Source organism: Polaromonas sp. (genome assembly GCF_036676035.1).
Classification (GTDB): domain Bacteria; phylum Pseudomonadota; class Gammaproteobacteria; order Burkholderiales; family Burkholderiaceae_C; genus Polaromonas.
Window position 1 is genome coordinate 28446 of sequence record NZ_JAKFDR010000021.1, and the last position, 19539, is coordinate 47984.

Annotated in this window: 17 protein-coding genes and 2 pseudogenes; 8 read left to right on the top strand and 11 right to left on the bottom strand. The window is 64.1% G+C overall.

What is annotated here, in order from left to right; all coding sequences use genetic code 11:
- Positions 1–123 precede the first annotated feature (123 nt).
- The 4 genes from V6M61_RS04510 to V6M61_RS04525 all read right to left on the bottom strand — a co-directional run bounded on the left by V6M61_RS04510 (position 124) and on the right by V6M61_RS04525 (position 4940).
- The gene (locus V6M61_RS04510; protein ID WP_332775374.1) at positions 124–1812 is read right to left on the bottom strand and encodes a long-chain-fatty-acid--CoA ligase; all 1689 of its coding nucleotides are present in this window, start codon (positions 1810–1812) and stop codon (positions 124–126) included.
- Between the two features lie 187 nt (positions 1813–1999).
- Positions 2000–3433 (bottom strand): NAD(P)(+) transhydrogenase (Re/Si-specific) subunit beta, encoded by a 1434-nt coding sequence (locus tag V6M61_RS04515; protein WP_332775375.1) that lies wholly within the window; start codon positions 3431–3433, stop codon positions 2000–2002.
- Positions 3430–3762: an NAD(P) transhydrogenase subunit alpha gene (locus V6M61_RS04520; RefSeq protein WP_332775376.1), complete on the bottom strand. Its 333-nt coding sequence runs from the start codon at positions 3760–3762 to the stop codon at positions 3430–3432. Before V6M61_RS04520 ends, V6M61_RS04515 begins: the two co-directional genes overlap by 4 nt.
- A gap of 62 nt (positions 3763–3824) precedes the next feature.
- Positions 3825–4940, bottom strand: coding sequence for a Re/Si-specific NAD(P)(+) transhydrogenase subunit alpha (locus tag V6M61_RS04525; RefSeq protein ID WP_332775377.1), 1116 nt, complete (start codon positions 4938–4940; stop codon positions 3825–3827).
- Positions 4941–5155: 215 nt separating this feature from the next.
- Here V6M61_RS04525 and V6M61_RS04530 point away from each other — a divergent pair, with 215 nt between their 5' ends.
- Both V6M61_RS04530 and mnmA read left to right on the top strand, forming a co-directional pair.
- Positions 5156–5668 carry an NUDIX hydrolase gene (locus tag V6M61_RS04530; RefSeq protein WP_332775378.1) on the top strand — a complete coding sequence of 171 codons (513 nt, stop codon included), beginning with the start codon at positions 5156–5158 and terminating at the stop codon, positions 5666–5668.
- Positions 5669–5705: 37 nt separating this feature from the next.
- Complete coding sequence (mnmA, locus tag V6M61_RS04535; protein WP_332775379.1) at positions 5706–6896, top strand: tRNA 2-thiouridine(34) synthase MnmA; 1191 nt, start codon at positions 5706–5708, stop codon at positions 6894–6896.
- A 115-nt stretch (positions 6897–7011) separates the two neighbouring features.
- On the opposite strand, the gene ssb is transcribed toward mnmA, so the two are convergent.
- The gene (gene ssb, locus V6M61_RS04540) at positions 7012–7509 is read right to left on the bottom strand and encodes a single-stranded DNA-binding protein (RefSeq protein ID WP_332775380.1); all 498 of its coding nucleotides are present in this window, start codon (positions 7507–7509) and stop codon (positions 7012–7014) included.
- 18 nt (positions 7510–7527) lie between these two features.
- The gene (locus tag V6M61_RS04545; RefSeq protein ID WP_332775381.1) at positions 7528–8754 is read right to left on the bottom strand and encodes an MFS transporter; all 1227 of its coding nucleotides are present in this window, start codon (positions 8752–8754) and stop codon (positions 7528–7530) included.
- 295 nt (positions 8755–9049) lie between these two features.
- Between V6M61_RS04545 and uvrA the strand changes: the two genes are divergently transcribed.
- Complete coding sequence (gene uvrA, locus V6M61_RS04550; protein WP_332775390.1) at positions 9050–12121, top strand: excinuclease ABC subunit UvrA; 3072 nt, start codon at positions 9050–9052, stop codon at positions 12119–12121.
- A 94-nt stretch (positions 12122–12215) separates the two neighbouring features.
- Here the strand turns inward: uvrA and V6M61_RS04555 are convergent, their stop codons facing one another.
- The gene (locus V6M61_RS04555; RefSeq protein ID WP_332775382.1) at positions 12216–12713 is read right to left on the bottom strand and encodes a hypothetical protein; all 498 of its coding nucleotides are present in this window, start codon (positions 12711–12713) and stop codon (positions 12216–12218) included.
- Positions 12714–12994: 281 nt separating this feature from the next.
- Between V6M61_RS04555 and V6M61_RS04560 the strand changes: the two genes are divergently transcribed.
- Positions 12995–13468, top strand: coding sequence for an acyl-CoA thioesterase (locus V6M61_RS04560; RefSeq protein WP_332775383.1), 474 nt, complete (start codon positions 12995–12997; stop codon positions 13466–13468).
- Positions 13469–13499: 31 nt separating this feature from the next.
- Positions 13500–14423: an EamA family transporter gene (locus tag V6M61_RS04565; RefSeq protein ID WP_442957727.1), complete on the top strand. Its 924-nt coding sequence runs from the start codon at positions 13500–13502 to the stop codon at positions 14421–14423.
- Here the strand turns inward: V6M61_RS04565 and V6M61_RS04570 are convergent.
- Positions 14393–15292 (bottom strand): LysR family transcriptional regulator, encoded by a 900-nt coding sequence (locus V6M61_RS04570; protein WP_332775385.1) that lies wholly within the window; start codon positions 15290–15292, stop codon positions 14393–14395. The genes V6M61_RS04565 and V6M61_RS04570 overlap by 31 nt on opposite strands.
- Positions 15293–15407: 115 nt before the next feature.
- Between V6M61_RS04570 and V6M61_RS04575 the strand changes: the two genes are divergently transcribed.
- The gene (locus V6M61_RS04575) at positions 15408–16052 is read left to right on the top strand and encodes an NAD(P)-dependent oxidoreductase (protein WP_332775386.1); all 645 of its coding nucleotides are present in this window, start codon (positions 15408–15410) and stop codon (positions 16050–16052) included.
- Between the two features lie 80 nt (positions 16053–16132).
- Here the strand turns inward: V6M61_RS04575 and V6M61_RS04580 are convergent, their stop codons facing one another.
- From V6M61_RS04580 to V6M61_RS04590, 3 genes and pseudogenes are all read right to left on the bottom strand, one after another.
- The gene (locus V6M61_RS04580) at positions 16133–16765 is read right to left on the bottom strand and encodes a hypothetical protein (RefSeq protein WP_332775387.1); all 633 of its coding nucleotides are present in this window, start codon (positions 16763–16765) and stop codon (positions 16133–16135) included.
- The gene (locus V6M61_RS04585; RefSeq protein ID WP_332775388.1) at positions 16762–17631 is read right to left on the bottom strand and encodes a nucleotidyl transferase AbiEii/AbiGii toxin family protein; all 870 of its coding nucleotides are present in this window, start codon (positions 17629–17631) and stop codon (positions 16762–16764) included. The genes V6M61_RS04580 and V6M61_RS04585 overlap by 4 nt, the downstream gene beginning before the upstream one ends.
- Positions 17632–17838: 207 nt before the next feature.
- A pseudogene (locus V6M61_RS04590) lies at positions 17839–18408 on the bottom strand (succinylglutamate desuccinylase); the annotation flags it as partial.
- Between the two features lie 174 nt (positions 18409–18582).
- Here V6M61_RS04590 and V6M61_RS04595 point away from each other — a divergent pair.
- Both V6M61_RS04595 and V6M61_RS04600 read left to right on the top strand, forming a co-directional pair.
- Positions 18583–19299, top strand: a complete 717-nt coding sequence (locus V6M61_RS04595) for an alpha/beta fold hydrolase (RefSeq protein WP_332775389.1) — start codon at positions 18583–18585, stop codon at positions 19297–19299.
- Positions 19300–19378: 79 nt separating this feature from the next.
- A pseudogene (locus tag V6M61_RS04600) lies at positions 19379–19539 on the top strand (MFS transporter); the annotation flags it as partial.

The window sequence follows — 19539 nt, forward strand, 5'->3', positions numbered from 1 at the left end:
AGGGCACGGCGGCCCCCACGCTTGCCACTGCGTGTGCTGCGCTGCCCCCCGAGGGGGCTGTGCTTGCTTGGGGCGGCCCTTCGCGGCGCACTCTAGCCTTCGCTGAAAGACGCAGGCTTTGCCTTACTTCTTGTCGCGCAGCTCGCGGCGCAGGATTTTGCCGACCGGGGTCTTGGGCAGATCGGTGCGGAACTCCACCACCTTGGGCTGCTTGTAACCGGTGAGGTTGGCCTTGCAATACTCGCGCACCTGGGCTTCGGTGAGCTCCGGGTTTTTCTTGACGATCACCAGCTTGACGGCTTCGCCTGACTTGTCGTCGGCCACGCCCACGCAGGCGCATTCCATCACGCCTTCAAGCTTGGCGACCACCTCTTCAATCTCGTTGGGGTAGACGTTGAAGCCGCTGACCAGGACCATGTCTTTCTTGCGGTCCACGACCTTGAAAAAACCGTTTTCATCCTGCACACCGATGTCGCCGGACTTGAAGTAGCCGTCGGGCGTCATGACCTTGGCGGTCTCGTCGGGGCGCTGCCAGTAGCCGGCCATGACCTGCGGGCCCTTGATGGCGATCTCGCCGGGCTGGCCTGGCGGGACTTCATTGCCATCGTCGTCCAGCAGCTTGAAGTACGTGCTGGGAATCGGCACGCCAATGGTGCCGGTGAAGGCCTTGCTGTTGGTCGGGTTGCAGCTGGCCGATGGACTGGTTTCAGACAGGCCGTAACCTTCACAGACCGGGCAGCCGGTTTTCTCCAGCCACAGCTTGGCCACCGCGCTTTGCACCGCCATGCCGCCGCCGAGCGACACCTTCAGGTGCGACCAGTCCACGGTGTTGAAGTCCGGGTGGTTGGCCAGCCCGTTGAACAGGGTGTTGACGGCCGGGAAGCTGTTGACCTTGTGTTTGGACAGTTCCTTGAGCACGGCCGGCAGATCGCGCGGGTTGGGGATCAGGATGTTTTTGCCGCCGGTGCGCATGCCCAGCATCATGTTCACGGTGAACGCGAAGATGTGGTACAGCGGCAGCGCGCACACATAGGTGGGCTGCTCGCCGGCGGGCAGGCTGGCCATGGCCGGGCCGTTCCAGGCTTCGGATTGCAGCACGTTGGCAATCACGTTGCGGTGCAGCAGCACCGCGCCCTTGGAGACACCGGTGGTGCCGCCGGTGTACTGCAGCACGGCCACGTCGTCGGGCTTGATGTCAGGCCGCTTGAGCGTGCCGCGCGTGCCCTGCGCCACCGCGTCGTTGAAGCGGACGGCGCCGGGCAGGTTGAAGGCGGGCACCATTTTCTTGACGCTGCGCACCACGTAGTTGACCAGCGCGCCCTTGAGCATGCCCAGCTGGTCGCCCATGGCGGCCAGCACCACATGCTTGACCGGGGTGTTGGCGATGCACTGCTCCAGCGTGTTGGCGAAGTTCTCGATGATGACAATGGCCTTGGCGCCGGAGTCCTTGAGCTGGTGCTCCAGCTCGCGCGGGGTGTACAGCGGGTTGACGTTCACGACCACGAAACCGGCGCGCAGGATGGCGGCCACGGCCACCGGATACTGGGGCACATTGGGCATCATGATGGCCACGCGATCGCCCTTGGCCAAGCCCAGGCCCTGCAGGTAAGCGGCAAAGGCCTGCGACAGGCTGTCCGTCTGCGCAAAGGTCACATCCTTGCCCATGAAACTGTACGCAACCCGCGCGCCATGCTTCTTGAAGCTTTCCTCCATCAGCGCCACCAGCGAAGGGTATTGCGACGGGTCAATGTCGGTGGGAACGCCTGCAGGGTAGGCCTTCAGCCAGGGACGATCGAGGGTCGATGCATTCATGCTTGTCTTCTCCAAATGACAGTTTTACTTGCTGCCACGAATTCTCATGGCGCGCCCTCTGCGGGGCTATTGCGTTTTCCCTAGGAAAACGGCGAAATCAGAAGGGAGAACCCTCTAATTCATTGCTTTCAGGCTCTAAATGCACGGTTCCGGGGCACGTCGCGCGCCCCGTGAACCACCCGGCGATTTACTCGATCGCCTTGCCCATGTCCTCAATCACTTTTTTGGCATCGCCAAACACCATCATGGTCTTGTCCATGTAGAACAGCTCGTTGTCCAGGCCGGCATAGCCGGCGGCCATGGAGCGCTTGTTGACGATGACGGTCTTGGCCTTGTAGGCCTCCAGGATCGGCATGCCGTAGATCGGGCTGCCCTTTTGCAGCGCAGCCGGGTTGACCACATCATTGGCGCCCAGGATGATGGCCACGTCGGCCTGGCCGAACTCGCCGTTGATGTCTTCCATCTCGTGCACCTGGTCGTAAGGCACTTCGGCCTCGGCCAGCAGCACGTTCATGTGGCCCGGCATGCGGCCGGCCACCGGATGGATCGCGTACTTGACGTTCACGCCCTTGTGCAGGAGCTTTTCGGCCAGCTCGTTGACGGCATGCTGCGCACGCGCCACCGCCAGGCCGTAGCCGGGCACGATGATCACGGTTTCGGCATTGCCCAGGATGTAGGCCGCATCATCGGCCGAGCCCGACTTGACCGGGCGCTGCTCTTTCGCGCCGGCCGCGGCGGTGCCCGCCTCGCCGCCAAAGCCGCCCAGGATCACGTTGAAGAAGGAGCGGTTCATGGCCTTGCACATGATGTAGCTCAGGATCGCACCGGACGAGCCGACCAGCGAGCCGGCAATGATCAGCATGGAATTGTTCAGCGAGAAGCCGATGCCGGCGGCCGCCCAGCCCGAGTAGCTGTTGAGCATGGACACCACCACCGGCATGTCGGCGCCGCCGATCGGGATGATGATCAGCACGCCAAGCACAAACGACAGCGCCAGCATGACAAAGAAGGCCGTCCAGTTGCCGGTGAACATGAAGGCCAGGCCCAGACCCAAGGTGGCCAGGCCCAGCACGAGATTGAGCAGGTGCTGGCCGCCAAAGGTCACCGGTGCGCCCTGGAACAGGCGGAACTTGTACTTGCCGCTGAGCTTGCCGAAGGCGATCACCGAGCCGCTGAAGGTGATCGCACCAATGGCCGCCCCCAGGAACAGCTCGAGCCGGTTGCCCGACGGGATGTCGGACGTCGCCAGCCCCTTGGCCACAATGCCGAACGCAAACGGCTCGGCCACCGCCGCAATGGCGATGAACACCGCGGCCAGACCAATCATGCTGTGCATGAAGGCCACCAGCTCGGGCATTTTGGTCATCTCGACTTTTTTGGCCATGATGGTGCCGGCGCAACCGCCGATCAGCAGGCCCGCCAGCACATAGGCCATGCCCATGGCCTTGCCGCCCGAGAGCTGCACGATCAGCGCGCCGGTGGTCAGCACGGCAATCGCCATGCCGGCCATGCCGAACAGGTTGCCGCGGATGGACGAGGTGGGGTGCGACAGGCCCTTGAGGGCCTGGATGAAGAAGACGGAAGCCACCAGGTACAGCAGCGTGACAAGATTCATGCTCATTTGGACGCTCCCGCGTCAGCCGCCGGGGCGGCGACTTTCTTTTCTTTTTTCTTGAACATCTCCAGCATCCGGCGTGTGACCAGAAAGCCGCCGAAGACATTCACGGCCGCCAGCGCCACCGCCAGCACGCCCATGCTCTTGCCCAGGGTGGTCTCCGTCAGCGCAGCGGCGAGCATGGCGCCGACCATCACGATGGCCGAGATCGCGTTGGTCACGGCCATCAGCGGCGTGTGCAGGGCGGGGGTGACGGTCCACACCACGTGGTAGCCCACGTAGATGGCCAGCACAAAAATGATCAGGTTGATGATGGTGGGTGACACTGCATCCATGGTCTTCTCCGGTAGGGGGCGCGTACTGGCCGTCGGGCCGGCCGCTGGGCCCCGAAATGGGTTTATTTCTTTTTGACTTCGCCGTTTTGGGTCATCAGGCAGGCCGCGACGATGTCGTCGGTCATGTCGATGTTGAGCGTGCCTTCCTTGCTGATGATCAGCTTGAGGAAGTCCAGCAGGTTGCGCGCATACAGCGCACTGGCGTCTGCAGCGACCAGCGCCGGCACATTGGTCTGGCCGATCAGCGTCACGCCGTGCCTGATCACGGTTTGGCCGGGCTCGGTCAGCGGGCAGTTGCCGCCTTGCGGCGCGGCCAGATCGACAATCACGCTGCCCGGTTTCATGGACTTGACCATCTCTTCGGTCACCAGCACGGGGGCGGCGCGGCCCGGGATCAGCGCGGTGGTGATCACCACGTCGGCCTGCGCCACACGCTTGGCGACTTCTGCTTTTTGGCGCTCCAGCCAGCTGGCCGGCATGGGTTTGGCATAGCCCCCCACGCCGACGGCGGCTTCGCGCTCTTCGTCGGTCTCGTAGGGCACGTCAATGAACTTGGCGCCCAGCGACTCGACCTGCTCCTTCACGCTGGGCCGCACGTCGCTGGCCTCGATCACGGCCCCCAGGCGCTTGGCCGTGGCGATGGCCTGCAGACCGGCGACGCCGACGCCCAGAATCACCACGCGGGCGGCCTTCACCGTCCCGGCGGCGGTCATGAGCATGGGAAAGAACCGCTGGTACTGCTCGGCGGCCATCATCACGGCCTTGTAGCCGGCGATGTTGGCCTGCGAGGACAGCACGTCCATGCTTTGCGCGCGGCTGGTGCGCGGCGCGGCTTCCAGGGCAAACGCGGTCACCTGGGCGCCGGCCAGGCGCTGCAGGCCGGGGGCGTCGAAGGGGTTGAGCATGCCCACCACCACCGTGCCGGGCTTGAGCCGCGCGGTTTCGCCGTCCACCGGGCAGCGCACCTTGAGCACGATGTCGCTGCCATAAGCGCCCGCCGCGTCGGTGATCTCGGCGCCGGCAGCCACGTAGGCGTCATCGGGCACACTGGCCGCAATGCCCGCACCGGACTGGATGCGAACCGTATGGCCCTGGCTTTTGAGCTTCTTGGCCGTCTCTGGCGTGACGGCAACGCGTGCTTCTCCCGCCGTGATTTCAGCAGGTACCCCAATTAGCATGGGTGTCTCCTCGTGTCGTAAGTTGTGTTCAGGCGCACAGGCAATTCATACCTGTCTTTAAGCTTACATTAGATTTTCCGTTATTTGATTTGGGCAATAACGTCTTTTGCAGACACATAAGCTTATAACCAGCCGCTCCGGCGAATTTCCCTGGCCCTTGCGTGCCCGGCGCCGGGCCGGCGGTGCGCCCGGCCATCCGCACAGATAATCAGAGGATGAAGAACAATCGATGGAAACCCAGCGTCACGGTGGCGGCGATCATTGAGCGCCAGTTCGGTGGCGTCAGCAAATTCCTGCTGGTCGAGGAAGAGACCCGCGACGGCCTGCGCCTGAACAACCCGGCCGGCCACCTCGACCCCGGCGAAAGCCCGATCGAAGGCTGCACGCGCGAAACGCTGGAAGAAAGCGCCTACCACTTCACCCCGACCGCGCTGGTCGGCGTCTACATGTCGCGCTTTGAAAAGGTGGTGCCCGGGCAGGCTGCGCCGCTGGACATCACCTACCTGCGCTTTGCCTTTTGTGGAGAGCTCGGCGACGAGGTGGTGGGCCAGACGCTGGACGAAGGCATTGTGCGCACCGTCTGGCTCAGTGCCGACGAAATAAGAGCGTGCACTCACTTGCACCGAAGCCCCTTGCTGCTGACCTGCATTGAAGACTATCTGGCCGGCAAGCGCTACCCGCTGACGCTGCTCACCACCGACCCGAGCGTCTACGCCCCAAAGGCCTGAGCTGGCAGGGCCAAACCACAAAATCTAAAATGCTGCAATGCACAAGCCAGCTCAGCGTCAACGCGTCGTCGTCGGTTTAAGCGGAGGCGTGGACTCTGCGGTGACGGCGCACCTGCTCAAACAGCAGGGCCACGAGGTCATCGGCATCTTCATGAAGAACTGGGAAGATGACGACGACAGCGAGTTCTGCTCGTCCAACATCGACTTCGTGGACGCGGCCGCCGTGGCCGACGTGATCGGCATCGAGATCGAGCACGTCAACTTCGCCGCCGACTACAAGGACCGCGTGTTCGCCGAATTCCTGCGCGAATACCAGGCCGGCCGCACGCCCAACCCCGACATCCTGTGCAACGCCGAGATCAAGTTCAAGGCGTTTTTGGACCACGCCATGCGCCTGGGCGCCGAGAAAATTGCCACGGGACACTATGCCCGGGTGCGGCAAAACGAAGCCACCGGCCTGCATGAGCTGCTCAAAGGGCTGGACCCGGCCAAAGACCAGAGCTATTTTTTGCACCGCCTGAACCAGGCGCAGCTGTCGAAAACCCTGTTTCCGGTCGGTGAGCTGCACAAGACCGAGGTGCGGCGCATTGCCGACGAGATTGGCCTGCCCAACGCGAAGAAAAAAGACTCCACCGGCATCTGCTTTATTGGCGAGCGGCCCTTCCGCGAGTTTTTGAACCGCTACATCGCCATGGCGCCCGGCCCCATCAAGAACGACAAGGGCCGCGTGCTCGGCGAGCATGTGGGCCTGAGCTTTTACACCCTGGGCCAGCGCCAGGGCCTGGGCATAGGCGGCGTGAAGGCCAAGGGCGCCCAGCGCGGCGGCGGCGACCATGCACCGTGGTTTGTCGCGCGCAAGGACCTGGAGACCAACACCTTGTGGGTGGTGCAGGGCCATGAGCACTCGTGGCTGCAGTCAACCGTTCTCAACGCACAGGATTGCAGCTGGGTGGCCGGCGCCGCGCCGGCGCCGGGAGCCATGGCCGCCAAAACCCGCTACCGGCAGCTTGACGCCGCCTGCGAACTGCGCCAACCCGGCCCCGACAGCTGCGAACTGCACTTTTCGGACGCGCAGTGGGCCGTCACGCCGGGCCAGTCGGCGGTGCTCTACCAGGGCGATGTCTGCCTGGGCGGCGGCGTGATTGCGAGCAGCAATGTGCAGAACCTGCCCGACCCCCTGGCCCTTGGCCCAGGCTTCAAGCCAAAACGGGCTTCCGCCCTTGGTTAATGTGCGCCAATAGCTATTGATTTGATAGCAAAAAGACGTGAAAAAGCCCGCAATCAGCGGGCTTTTTTGCAGGCGTTTCGGCGACTGCCACGACGACCCGATGTACTTCGGGACTTCAGAACGGGATGTCGTCATCCATGTCGTCAAAACCGCTGGCGGCCTTGGACGGTGCAGGCGCCGGGGCCTGCCGCGGTGCGGGTGCACGGGCCGCAGGTGCGGCGGCGCGGCGCGGTTCGTCGTAGCCGCCGTCGTCAGACTGGCTGGGGCTGCCCATGCCCTGGCGGCTGCCCAGCATTTGCATGGAGTCGGCGCGGATTTCGGTGCTGTACTTTTCCTGGCCGTCCTTGTCGGTCCACTTGCGCGTGCGCAGGCTGCCTTCCACATAAACCTGCGAGCCCTTGCGCAGGTACTGGCCGGCGATCTCGGCGAGACGGCCGAAAAAGCTCACGCGGTGCCACTCGGTGATTTCCTTCATCTCGCCCGTCGCCTTGTCCTTGTAGCGGTCGGTGGTGGCGATGGTGACGTTGGCGACCTGGTCGCCATTGGGGAAAGAGCGGGTTTCGGGGTCGCGGCCGAGGTTGCCGACGATGATGACTTTATTGACGGATGCCATGGCATGTTCTCCTAATTTTCAGAGTTTAACCGGCTGGCCCGGCAGCGGCTCGGCAGGCCGCGACGTCGCAGCCGCCTGGTGCCTGCCTGGTGTCCTCATGGGCCAGGCCACCAGCAGCCACAGCAGCATGAGGCCTGCGCAGGCGGCAAACAGGCCCTCGGGGCCGGCGATTTTGGTCAGCCAGCCGCCGACCGCGCCGCCGGCAAAAAAGCCCAGCGATTGCAGGGTGTTGTAAACGCCCAGCGCCGCACCGCGCGCATGCGCCGGGGCCAGGCGCGACGCCATGCTGGGCTGGCTGGCCTCCAGCACGTTGAAGCCACAGAAAAACAGGAACAGCAGCAGCGCCAGCAGGCCCAGGCTGGGCCCGGACCAGGCCGCCCACCACAAGCCCAACTGCACCAACGCAATCAAGGCCACCGCAGCCAGAAACACGGCGCGCAGGTGGCCGCGCCTTTCCAGCGGGAACAGGGTCACGCCCATCACCACGAAAGACAGCAGGATGGCCGGCAGGTAGACCTGCCAGTGCTGGTCTTTGCCCAGCCCGGCCCCCACCAGCAGCGCCGGAATCGCCACCCACATGGCCAATTGCACGGCGTGCAGCATGAACACGCCAAAGTCCAGCCGCAGCAGGGCCGGGGCCTTCAGCACCTCCATCACGCTGCCGCGCGGCCGGTCGGCGTGAAGCGGCGGCTCGGGCGGTGCCCACCACAGCACCGCCGCCACCCCGGCCAAGGCCAGCAGGCCGGTCAGAACAAACAATCCGCTCAGGCCGATGTAGCTGGCCAGCAGCGGCGCCAGCACCAGCGACAGCGCAAACATCAGCGCAATGCTGCTGCCCACCAGCGCCATGGCCTTGGTGCGCACTTCATCGCGGGTGGAATCCGCCAGCAGGGCGGTGACGGCGGCCGAAATGGCGCCCGCGCCCTGCAGCGAGCGGCCCGCGACCAGCCAGTTCAGATCCGGCGCCCAGGCGGCGACAAAGCTGCCCAGCGCAAACAGCAGCAGGCCGCAAATGATCACGCGCTTGCGGCCCCACCAGTCCGAGGCCATGCCGAACGGAATTTGCAGCAAGCCTTGTGTCAGCCCGTAAATGCCCATGGCCAGGCCAACCCGGGCCGGATCGTCCCCGCCGGGGTATTTGGCCGCTTCGAGGGCAAACACCGGCAGCACCAGGAACAGCCCCAGCATGCGCAAGGCAAAAATAGAGGCCAGCGAGGCGCTGGCACGCCGTTCGGTGGCGGTCATCGGGAACGACAGAGGGGTGGAAGGCGCGGTCACGGGATGAAAAAAGCTGGAAAAGGGTCTAAAACAGGGAAATCCGGTCAAGTCAGCCGCCCTGGAACGGCTCAGCCGGCTGCCCGGCCGACGCACAACAAGCGTCTATTGTGCTTGAAACGGCACTTCGGTCTATGATGGAGAGTTTTGCGGCGCCCTCATTCAAGTGAACTCTCCCGACGACAGCAAATACCTGGCCAGCGAACGCAGCGAAGGGCCGCCCAAGCCAAGTTCAGCCCCCTCGGGGGGCAGCGACTTACACGCAGTGAAGAGCGTGGGGGCCAATATTCTGGCGGCGCAGCGGATCAGCATCCGCGGCGCGCGCACGCACAACCTCAAGAATATTGACCTCGATATCCCGCGCAACCAGCTGGTGGTGATCACCGGCCTGAGCGGGTCGGGCAAGTCGTCGCTGGCTTTTGACACGCTGTATGCCGAGGGCCAGCGCCGCTACGTCGAGAGCCTGTCCACCTACGCGCGCCAGTTTTTGCAGCTGATGGACAAGCCCGATGTCGACATGATCGAGGGCCTGAGCCCGGCGATTTCCATCGAGCAGAAGGCTACCTCGCACAACCCGCGCTCCACCGTGGGCACGGTGACCGAGATTCACGACTACCTGCGCCTGCTGTTTGCCCGCGCCGGCACGCCCTACTGCCCCGAGCACGATCTGCCGCTGCAGGCACAAAGCGTCAGCGAGATGGTCGATGCCGTGCTGGCCTTGCCCGAAGACACCAGGCTGATGATCCTGGCGCCCATCGCGCGCGACCGCAAGGGCGAGTTTGTCGATGTGTTTTCCGACATGCAGGCCCAGGGCTATGTGCGCTTCCAGGTGGATGGCCAAGCTTACGAGTTTGACGACCTGCCCAAGCTCAAAAAGGCCGAGAAGCACGACATTGACGTGGTGATTGACCGCCTCAAGGTCCGCCATGCCCCCGTTCGCCCTGAGCCTGGCGAAGGGCAGGCTTCGACAAGCTCAGCCCGAACGGACTATGACAACACCAAGCAGCGCCTGGCCGAGAGCTTTGAAGCGGCCTTGCGGCTGGCCGACGGCAAGGCGATTGCCCTGGAAATGGACAGCGGCAAGGCGCACCTGTTCAGCGCCAAGTTCTCCTGCCCGGTGTGCACTTACTCGCTCAGCGAGATGGAGCCGCGGCTGTTCTCGTTCAACTCGCCGGTCGGCGCCTGCCCGAGTTGCGACGGCCTGGGCCACATGGAGTTTTTCGACCCGGCGCGCGTGGTGGCCTTCCCCTCGCTGAGCCTGGCCAGCGGCGCCGTCAAGGGCTGGGACCGGCGCAATGGCTACTACTTCTCCATGCTGGAAAGCCTGGCCAGGCATTACCAGTTCGACATCGACGCGGCCTTTGAAGACCTGCCCGAGAACGTGCAGCAGGTGGTGCTGCGCGGCTCGGGCGAGGAAGACATCAAATTCAGCTACGTGATGGACTCGGGCAACTCTGCCGGCAAAAAGATCAGCAAAAAACACCCGTTTGAAGGCGTGATCACCAATTTTGAGCGGCGCTACCGCGAAACCGACTCCGCCGCCGTGCGCGAGGAACTGGCCCGCTACCGCAGCCTGCAGTCCTGCCCGGACTGCGCCGGTACGCGCCTGCGCCTGGAGGCGCGGCATGTCTACCTGGTGGGCGATGCGCCCGAGGCCGGCGGCGCGCCGCAGCGCAAGACCATTTACGAGATCAGCCAGGCCACGCTGCGCGACAGCTTTGAGTATTTCAACGCCCTGAAAATGCACGGCGCCAAGGCCGAGATTGCCGGCAAGGTGGTACGCGAGATCGGCCTGCGCCTCAAGTTCCTCAACGACGTGGGCCTGAACTACCTGAGCCTGGACCGCAGCGCCGAAACGCTGTCGGGCGGCGAGTCGCAGCGCATCCGCCTGGCCTCGCAGATCGGCTCGGGCCTGACCGGCGTGATGTACGTGCTCGACGAGCCCAGCATCGGCCTGCACCAGCGCGACAACGACCGGCTGATCGGCACGCTCAAACACCTGCGCGACATCGGCAACAGCGTGCTGGTGGTCGAACACGATGAAGACATGATACGTGCCGCCGACCATGTGATCGACATGGGACCGGGCGCCGGCATCCATGGCGGGCGCGTGATGGCGCAGGGCACATTTGAAGAAGTGCAGGCCAGCCCCGATTCGCTGACCGGCAAATACCTGGCGCAGACCCTGAAGATCGCCGTGCCCAAGCGGCGCACGCCCTGGCTGCCCACCGTGAAAGCGATGGAAGCCGCCGAGAAAAAGAAGGCCTCGCGCTTTCCGCCCAGCCCGGCCGCGACCCGCCGCGCCGAGCGCGAAGCCGTGCACCTGGCCACCCAGGGCGACATGCAGGCGCTGCGCGTCGTCAACGCCACCGGCCACAACCTCAAGGGCGTTCACGCCGAGTTTCCCGTGGGGCTGCTGACCTGCGTGACCGGCGTCTCGGGCTCCGGCAAATCGACCCTGGTCAACGACACGCTGTACGCCGCCGTGGCGCGCACGCTGTACCGCGCGCACGAGGAGCCGGCGCCGCACGAGGCGATCGAGGGCATAGAGCACTTCGACAAGGTGATCAACGTCGACCAGTCGCCGATTGGCCGAACGCCGCGCAGCAACCCGGCCACCTACACCGGGCTGTTTACCCCCATCCGCGAGCTGATGGCCGAGATGAACACCGCCCGCGAACGCGGCTACGGGCCCGGCCGCTTTTCCTTCAACGTCGCCGGGGGCCGCTGCGAAGCCTGCCAGGGCGACGGGGTGGTCAAGGTGGAGATGCACTTTCTGCCCGACGTCTATGTGCCCTGCGACGTCTGCCACGGCCAGCGCTACAACCGCGAAACCCTGGAAGTGCAGTACCGCGGCAAAAACATCGCGCAGGTTCTGGACCTGACGGTGGAGGCCGCGGCCGAGTTCTTCAAGGCGGTGCCCAATATTGCGCGCAAGCTGCAGACGCTGCTGGACGTGGGCCTGAGTTACATCAAGCTGGGCCAGGCGGCGACCACGCTGTCGGGCGGCGAGGCCCAGCGCGTCAAGCTGGCGCTGGAGCTCTCCAAGCGCGACACCGGCCGCACGCTCTACATCCTGGACGAGCCGACCACCGGCCTGCACTTTGCCGACATCGACCTGCTGCTCAAGGTGCTGCACCAGCTGCGCGACGCCGGCAACACGATTGTGATCATCGAGCACAACCTCGACGTGATCAAAACCGCCGACTGGGTGATTGACATCGGCCCCGAGGGCGGCGCGGGCGGCGGCACCGTCGTCGGCGTCGGCACGCCGGAAGACCTGGCTGCCAATCCGGGCAGCCACACCGGGCGCTACCTCAAGCCGCTGCTGGCCTGATCGTCAAATGACTTCGGAGTCTTTCAAGGCTCCAGCCGGCGTGACCAGCGCGCAAGCAGCTATCGATTTGATAGCCAATTGACCTGCCTGCGCTTTAAAGCCTGCCCAGATCCTGAATGGCATCCACCACCATGCTGGTGCCGACGGCAATCAGCAGGATGTCGGCGGCCACACGCACATATTTATGCCCGGCAGGGGGCGCGCCGAGCTGCACCACCACGGCGGCCGGAACCGGGTAGAAAATGACGTCGTGCGGCAGCGGCTGGCCTATCGCCCACTTCTTGGCCTGGCCCGGGGGCATGCAACCGTTGTTTTTCTTGGCCAGGCCCGGAGGGCAGCGGCCGGCGCGGTAGCGCTCGCCATAGTACAGATGGACCGCCTGGCGCTGCTGATCGCCGAAATAGGCGCCGACCTTGATGTCCTGGCGGGGGCCTTCATCCTGCTTTTTGCCGTGCTTTTCTTTTTTCTGGTGCTTGCCTTCCTTGCCACCACCCGCCCACTCGGGTTTTTCGGCCAGTGACGGCCCCGCCGCCAGCACCGAGGCGATGGCGAGGATCAGGGCGCGGCCCATTGCTGCATTGATTGAAAACATGGGATAACTCCTGGTTGGAAACCTTGACGTTCTAATGCTAGAGCCCGTCACCGCTGGCGCGGGTAGGACAAAACCGACAAGTCGCCGATCCAGCCAATTTAAACCGGATCCAGTGCATTTATTCACGCCGTTTTGATTCGCTTGTATCCATCTGTAGACGCCACGTGACTTTTCCCACGGGCCGGCCGCAGTGGCGATAATCAGGGACAAACCGAGAATCAAACCGAGAATCAAACCGAGAATCAAACCGAGAATCAAAGCGAGAATCAAAGGAAACCGCCATGTCATCCATCACCCTGCGCTTTCTGGCCGAGCCCAGCACGGTCAACTTTGGCGGCAAAGTCCACGGCGGCACCGTCATGAAGTGGATTGACGAAGCCGGTTACGCCTGCGCCACCAGCTGGGCCAAGCGCTACTGCGTGACGGTCTACGTGGGCGGCATCCGTTTTCACCGGCCCATCATGATCGGGCATCTGGTGGAAGTGCAGGCCCGGCTGGCCTACACCGGCACCACCAGCATGAACATTTCCGTCGAAGTGCACAGCGGCGACATGAAAGGCGGCGAGATGGAAAAAACCACCGAGTGCCTGATCGTGTTTGTCTCGGTCGACGAGGCGGGCACGCCCATGCCGGTCGATGCCTGGACGCCCGAAACCCCCGGCGAGATGGTGCTGGCCAGCTATGCCAAGGCGCAACTCGAGGCATCCCGCGCGGCCAGCACGCGCGGCCAAAACAGCTCCGGCGCCCTCATCTGAAGGTTTGGAGAACCCGCTTTTGAAAAGTCACCTGACCGGCCGCGATCTGGCGGCTGCCTTGGCCGTGGTCGTCATCTGGGGCCTCAATTTTGTGGCGATGAAGTTCGCCCTGCGCGATTTCACACCGTTTCAGCTGGGCGCCGCGCGCTACCTGGTGGCCGTGCTGCCGCTGGTGCTGCTGATCAAGCCGCCGGCGGTGCACTGGAGATGGGTGCTGCTGTACGGCCTGTTTCAGGGCGTGGGGCAGTTCGGTTTCCTGTTCGTGGCGCTCAAGGTGGGCATGACGGCAGCGCTGGCCTCGGTGCTGATGCAGACGCAGGTGTTTTTTACCGCGCTGTTTGGCTTTGTGCTGCTGCACGAGCGCGCCAGCCGGCCGCTGCAGGCCGGCCTGCTGCTGGCCGCTTTGGGCCTGGGCTGTTTTGCCATGAACTTCATCGCAGGCAGCGACACCAGCGGCGCCACCACCGCGGCGGGCCTGCTCCTGAACCTCTGCGCGGCCGCCATGTGGGCCGCCTCCAACATCGTGGCGCGCAAGGCCCAGCAGTCGACGCAGCAACTGGACACCGTGGCCTTTGTGGTGTGGGCCAGCCTGGTGCCGACCCTGCCCTTTGCCCTGTTCAGCTTCTGGCTGGACCCGGCCGCCGCGCGCTGGCAATGGACCGCCGCGCCCTGGAGCAGCTGGCTGGCCGTCGCCTACCTCGGCTGGGTGGCCACCATCCTGGCCTATGCCCTGTGGACCGGCCTGCTCAAGCGCCATGCGGCCAACCGGGTGGCGCCCTTCAGCCTGGGGGTTCCTGTCGTGGGCCTGACGGCAGGCATGCTGGTGCTGGGCGAAACCATCACCGCCTGGCAGTGGGCCGGCATCGCGCTGGTGGTGGCGGCCCTGGTCTGCGTGATGTTTGGCAGCCAGCTTGTGTCGTACTTTCAGTCCCCGGTGGCCGCGGCGCCAAAGTAGGCGCGCAGCACCTCCAGCGCGTAGCGCACCTTGGCGGGTTGCTCGTCGCGCCGCGGCGTCACGGCATAGACCGGCACGTCGTCAAGCCGCCAGCCCGGCAGCACCGGGACCAGCCGGCCATCGGCCAGCGCCTGCCGCGCATCGTCGGACACCACCACATGAATGCCCCAGCCTTCAATGCACAGCGCCTGCAGGGCGGTGACCTGCGAAGCCTGCACCCGCCCGTCGAGCCGCAGCAGCTCGCGCTGGCCCTGCGGGCCTTGCAGCTCCAGCGTGTCAATGCTGGCGTGGGGCCGGATCATGCCCAGCCAGTCGTGCTGCAGCAGATCTTGCGGCACTTGCGGCCAGCCGTGCGCCGCCAGGTAAGCCGGCGCCGCGCACAGCTGGCGCGGCAGGTGGCCGATCTTGCGCGCCACCAGCGCCGAGTCGGCAAACACACCGACGCGCAGCGCCAGGTCCACCCGGGCTTCAATCAGGTCGATCGGCGTGTCGTCGAGCAGCAGGTGCAGGCGCAGCTTGGGGTGCACGCGCAAGGGTGCGAGCGCCGTGGCCAGCAGGCTGCCAAAGCCAATCGGCGCAGCCAGCCGCAACTCCCCCTCGGGTGCATCGCGCAGCCGCTCCAGCGCCTGCTCGGCGCTGCGCGCGGCCACCACCATGGCGGCGCAACCAGCGTGGTAGCGCTCGCCGGCTTCGGTCAGCGTCAGGCGTCGCGTCGAGCGGTGCAGCAGCGCCAGGCCCAGCGCCTGCTCGAGCTGACGCAAATGCTGGCTCACGGCAGAAGGTGTCATGCCCAGCTGCCGCGCTGCCGCCGTCAAAGAGCCTGCGGCCACCACTTCGGCAAAGATGGCCATGCGTTTGAGTTGATCCATGTTTAGAGGGCTATTAGTTAGCTGTACTTCACAGTATTAGCCAATTAAGCCATCTATTCAGTAACTTGTGAAGTAATCAAACTAGAGGCTTCTTCAACCCACAAGGAAATCCCTCATGAACATCGCACTGATTGGCGCCACCGGTTTTGTCGGCGCACCCATCCTTTCAGAACTGCTGAGCCGCGGCCACAAAGTCACCGTGCTGGCCCGCACGCCTTCCAAGCTTGCGCCACAGCCTAAGCTCACCGTGGTCGCCGCCGATGCGCTGGATGCGAGCCAGGTCACCCAGGCCGTGGCCGGCCACGATGCGGTGATCAGCGCCTACAACCCGGGCTGGAGCGAGCCGAAAATCCATGACCTGCACCTGCAGGCCAGCCAGGCCATCGTGGACGGCGTCAAAAAATCCGGCGTCAAGCGCCTGCTGGTCGTCGGCGGCGCCGGCAGCCTGTATGTGGCGCCCGGGCTGCAGCTGGTCGACACGCCGGAGTTCCCGGCCGCATACAAGCAGGGCGCACTGGCGGCACGCGAGGCGTTGAACCAGCTCAAGGGGGAAAGCACGCTGGACTGGAGCTTTGTCTCACCACCGATTGGCCTGGCACCGGGCGAGCGCACCGGCCACTACCGGCTGGGGACGGACCAGCTGTTGCCGGGTCAGGGCGAGCAGCCGGCCGGTATTTCGGTGGCGGACCTGGCCGTGGCCATCGTTGACGAAATCGAAAAGCCGCGCCATGTGCAACGCCGCTTTACGGTTGCAAATTAACGAGCAAAGGGTATTCGTAACAGCGTGCCGCAAAGCCTTCAACGCCCCGGCAAAAGGGGGCAACACGCTTTTCATGGCACTCAAAGCCCGCCGCGTCCATGGCTTCGCGGTGACTCCACCAACGATAGCAAGTCGGTCTCGGGCTGATCGAACGCCCTGCACGCGGCCTTCCAATGGTCCTCGTCCTGCGGCGTGATTCCCGAGCCTTCAATGTCGTCAGGCCACAGGCCGCAGGTGCCCCATCCGAACTCGCGCAGCAGGTCTGCCAGCGCCCAGGCAGGAGCAAGGGTCGGCAACCCCTCTCTTCTGTCCCCGATGATCCCTGCGCGGATGGCATCGAACCACTTGGGATCACGGGGGGTGATCTCGAATCGTTCCGTCTTGAACACGGACTGCCGTGCATTGACTGCAACGGCGGGACGGCTGGGAAGTTGTGTGACCCAGCCCGCCAGTCGCAGCGCCTCGATACCCAGAACCACCGCCGAAGGCATGGCTGTCAACAACGCCTTTTCCCAGTTCGGCTGTCGGTTCACCAGCAGATTCGCGAACACGTCGCTGTGTCCGCCAAACTCAGCCACCAGTCTTCGGCGTTTCCAAAGGTAGAGGTAGTGCGAAGCGGTCTTGGATGTCCACTGGAAGCGAACGGTCAGATCAGCACCCCGAAAAATCGGGGGCAGGCTTTGCAGTCGCTCAATGGCTGAAATTTGTTTCATGGGCTTGGATGTTCGTGGCCATCCTTGCGTTCAGCCGCGATTTCACGCATCAGGCCAATGCCTTGCTCAAGCGCGGCTAGCGCGGCGTCCACCATCGCCTTGACGCTGGCTTCGTCCAGCGGCCACGACGATGGTAACCACCGCTTAAGTTCACGGGTGATGGCAGGGATGGCAGATTGAAGCTCCTGCCGCCTGGCATAGGCTTTTTCTAGCCACGCCTCCGGCGCTTCGTTCGGGTAGGTGGCCAGCCGCACGCGCATGTCGTCGGTGGAGCAATTGCGCAGGCCTGCGTGTGCAGCGAGCCAGTGCAGGTCGAACACATCGCGCGGCTTGAGATAGGGGCGCGCTGCAAGCGCGAATACCTTGTCCGCATGGATTTCCGACAGGTCTGCTGTGGGCACGAAGGTCTGCATCCCTGCAGCAGGTCCTCGGGCCAACCGCACCGGTGCGACAACGGCTTTGAGGGCTGACATGGCTTTTTGATTCGTTTGCCACAACTCGACTTTGACTCGCACTGCGCCGATCACGTCGGGGCCACCGATGGCAACGACAAAGGCGTGCGGGTTGCGGCCGTCCTTGGCTTTGCTGACGCTCAAACTGGTATCGGGCGGCAACCATGCCGTGCCTGTGAGCCGCGCCTGAATAGCCGCGCTGATCGCATCCAGTTTGAGCGATGAGTTCACCAAAAAGTCCAGATCCTCACTGTAGCGAGGCGAGCCGTGCGTTAGGTGCAGACTGGTTCCACCCTGGAAGATCAGGTCGCCGGGCGCCCAACGACGTGAGGCCATCAGAGCATCCAGGGTCGCGACGTGCAGTGCTTGCCGCAGATCAAACGCCTCAGCGGCCGTGAGTTGCCGTTTGGCCATGTGCCGCCCCAGTTGATTAGATTGTTTAATTATCTAATAAACTTTAGAGAAACTCAATGTTCGGACGATGTTATGAGGATCGGCAGCTGCTTGGTTCCCGCTCATTTTGAAATATATTCGATTAAAACCGCTTGTAGCCCTTGATTGATGGACGTAAACAGCTACAAAAGTAATAGCACGTCAACTCGACGCGACTGTGCAACCTCCTCACAAGGGGCGGCGACGCGCGAAGCGGACCACGCTGACGCCGGCGCGCGCCTGGCGCACCGAGGGCATCACCAGCACGCAATCGTCGTAAGGCGTGGTCACGGGCTGGTCCTCGTTCCAGCCGATCACGGTATCGGCTTTCGCTATCAGTTCCAGCCCCTGAAAGGGCTGGCTGAAGCGGAACTGCGCGCTGCGGGCCACCACCGGGCCGGTGACTTCCAGCACCCACTGGCGCGGCGCATCGTCCTGCAGCCAGCCCGGCAATGCGCGCTGCAAGGCTTCTGTATCCAGCGTTCCGGCAGCCCGCAGGAAACGCGCGCACATGTCCTGGGCCACTGTGCGACTGGACAGGTCGCCATGAAAGCCGCATTCCAGCAACAGCGAGCGGGTATCCGCATCAGCGCCCTCGGGGTTCAGCGCGCCAAAACGGCCAAAGTCGCGCATGCGCACGCCGTCCTGGTGGCCGGCATCGACCACGATGTACTCGGGGGAGCGCAGTTGTTTGGCCAGCGCGAGGTTGCGCGCCTGCATGCCGGCCAGCAGCAAGGGGGCGGCGCGTTCGTGCATCGAACCCATGGCCGCCTGCCTACAGCGGTCGCCCCCTTGCGATGCCTACCGGCGCTCAAAGCCTGGCACTACTTCATTCACAGGTCCGAAAGTGGCCAGGTTTTTCGTGCGGCCTCACGTACGCTCCTGTGCATACCGTTTTGGTACTGCATTTGAACAAACGTGAGGCGCATTCCCATGAACATCATTCTTCTACACGGTAGCTGGCACGGGGCCTGGTGCTGGCACAAGGTGGTGCCACATCTACAGGCATCGGGCCACCGCGTGCACGTTCCCGATTTGCCGGCCCACGGCCGCAACTGGCGCGTCGCGCGGGGGCGTACACGGCTGGCAAGCATGGCTTCGTACGTGTGTGCGATCCTGGACCAGTTGGATAAACCTGCGCTGCTCGTCGCGCACAGCCGTGGGGGGATCGTCGCATCGACCGTTGCGGAGATGCGCCCGCAAGCACTGCGCGGCACGGCATACGTTGCCGCGTATATGTTGCGCAACGGTGAGCGGGTTGTCGATTACTTCAAGAAGGACAGAGACTCGCTGGTGTTGCCAAACATCCGCGTCAACAAGATGACGCTGACGGACAGTCTGGCGGAAGAGGCCTACCAGCCTGCCCTTTACGCAGACTGTAGCCATGCCGATGTGGAGCTTGCGCGTAGCCTGCTGACACCCGAACCCTCGTTGCCCGCACTAACACGTTTGCGGCTCACGGACGCCCGGTATGGCACGGTGCCGCGCCACTACATTGAACTCACGCAAGACAGGGCGGTGTCCATCGCGCTACAGCGCGCCATGGTGGTCAACTCTCCGTGCCAAACGGTGTCTACCATCGATGCGAGTCACTCTGCGTATTTCTCGCGGCCACGGGAGCTTGCAAATGCCATCCTGGGCATGGCGTAGCCCAGCGTGCAAATTCACATCTGAGCTGAAGCCGCGCAGATGCCTGGGCGGCTTCAGCGTACCGGGCTGTACTTGCAACGGCCCGGTGGTGGTGACGATCGAATACCTGATCGACCAGCAGCGCAGCGATGACTTCCTCGCGCTGATGCAGGAAAGCCGCCGCAGCCGCCTGCGCCAGGGCGCACTGGGCTGGGAGCTGCTGCGCGACATCGGCAAACCCGGGCGCTACATCGAGCAGAT

What these genes read in the sequence shown, in the direction of transcription:
- V6M61_RS04510 (WP_332775374.1), bottom strand. Translation starts at nt 1,812, where the DNA reads ATGAATGCATCGACCCTCGATCGTCCCTGGCTGAAGGCCTACCCTGCA.
- V6M61_RS04515 (WP_332775375.1), bottom strand. Translation starts at nt 3,433, where the DNA reads ATGAGCATGAATCTTGTCACGCTGCTGTACCTGGTGGCTTCCGTCTTC.
- V6M61_RS04520 (WP_332775376.1), bottom strand. Translation starts at nt 3,762, where the DNA reads ATGGATGCAGTGTCACCCACCATCATCAACCTGATCATTTTTGTGCTG.
- V6M61_RS04525 (WP_332775377.1), bottom strand. Translation starts at nt 4,940, where the DNA reads ATGCTAATTGGGGTACCTGCTGAAATCACGGCGGGAGAAGCACGCGTT.
- V6M61_RS04530 (WP_332775378.1), top strand. Translation starts at nt 5,156, where the DNA reads ATGAAGAACAATCGATGGAAACCCAGCGTCACGGTGGCGGCGATCATT.
- mnmA (WP_332775379.1), top strand. Translation starts at nt 5,706, where the DNA reads ATGCACAAGCCAGCTCAGCGTCAACGCGTCGTCGTCGGTTTAAGCGGA.
- ssb (WP_332775380.1), bottom strand. Translation starts at nt 7,509, where the DNA reads ATGGCATCCGTCAATAAAGTCATCATCGTCGGCAACCTCGGCCGCGAC.
- V6M61_RS04545 (WP_332775381.1), bottom strand. Translation starts at nt 8,754, where the DNA reads ATGACCGCCACCGAACGGCGTGCCAGCGCCTCGCTGGCCTCTATTTTT.
- V6M61_RS04555 (WP_332775382.1), bottom strand. Translation starts at nt 12,713, where the DNA reads ATGTTTTCAATCAATGCAGCAATGGGCCGCGCCCTGATCCTCGCCATC.
- V6M61_RS04560 (WP_332775383.1), top strand. Translation starts at nt 12,995, where the DNA reads ATGTCATCCATCACCCTGCGCTTTCTGGCCGAGCCCAGCACGGTCAAC.
- V6M61_RS04570 (WP_332775385.1), bottom strand. Translation starts at nt 15,292, where the DNA reads ATGGATCAACTCAAACGCATGGCCATCTTTGCCGAAGTGGTGGCCGCA.
- V6M61_RS04575 (WP_332775386.1), top strand. Translation starts at nt 15,408, where the DNA reads ATGAACATCGCACTGATTGGCGCCACCGGTTTTGTCGGCGCACCCATC.
- V6M61_RS04580 (WP_332775387.1), bottom strand. Translation starts at nt 16,765, where the DNA reads ATGAAACAAATTTCAGCCATTGAGCGACTGCAAAGCCTGCCCCCGATT.
- V6M61_RS04585 (WP_332775388.1), bottom strand. Translation starts at nt 17,631, where the DNA reads ATGGCCAAACGGCAACTCACGGCCGCTGAGGCGTTTGATCTGCGGCAA.
- V6M61_RS04595 (WP_332775389.1), top strand. Translation starts at nt 18,583, where the DNA reads ATGAACATCATTCTTCTACACGGTAGCTGGCACGGGGCCTGGTGCTGG.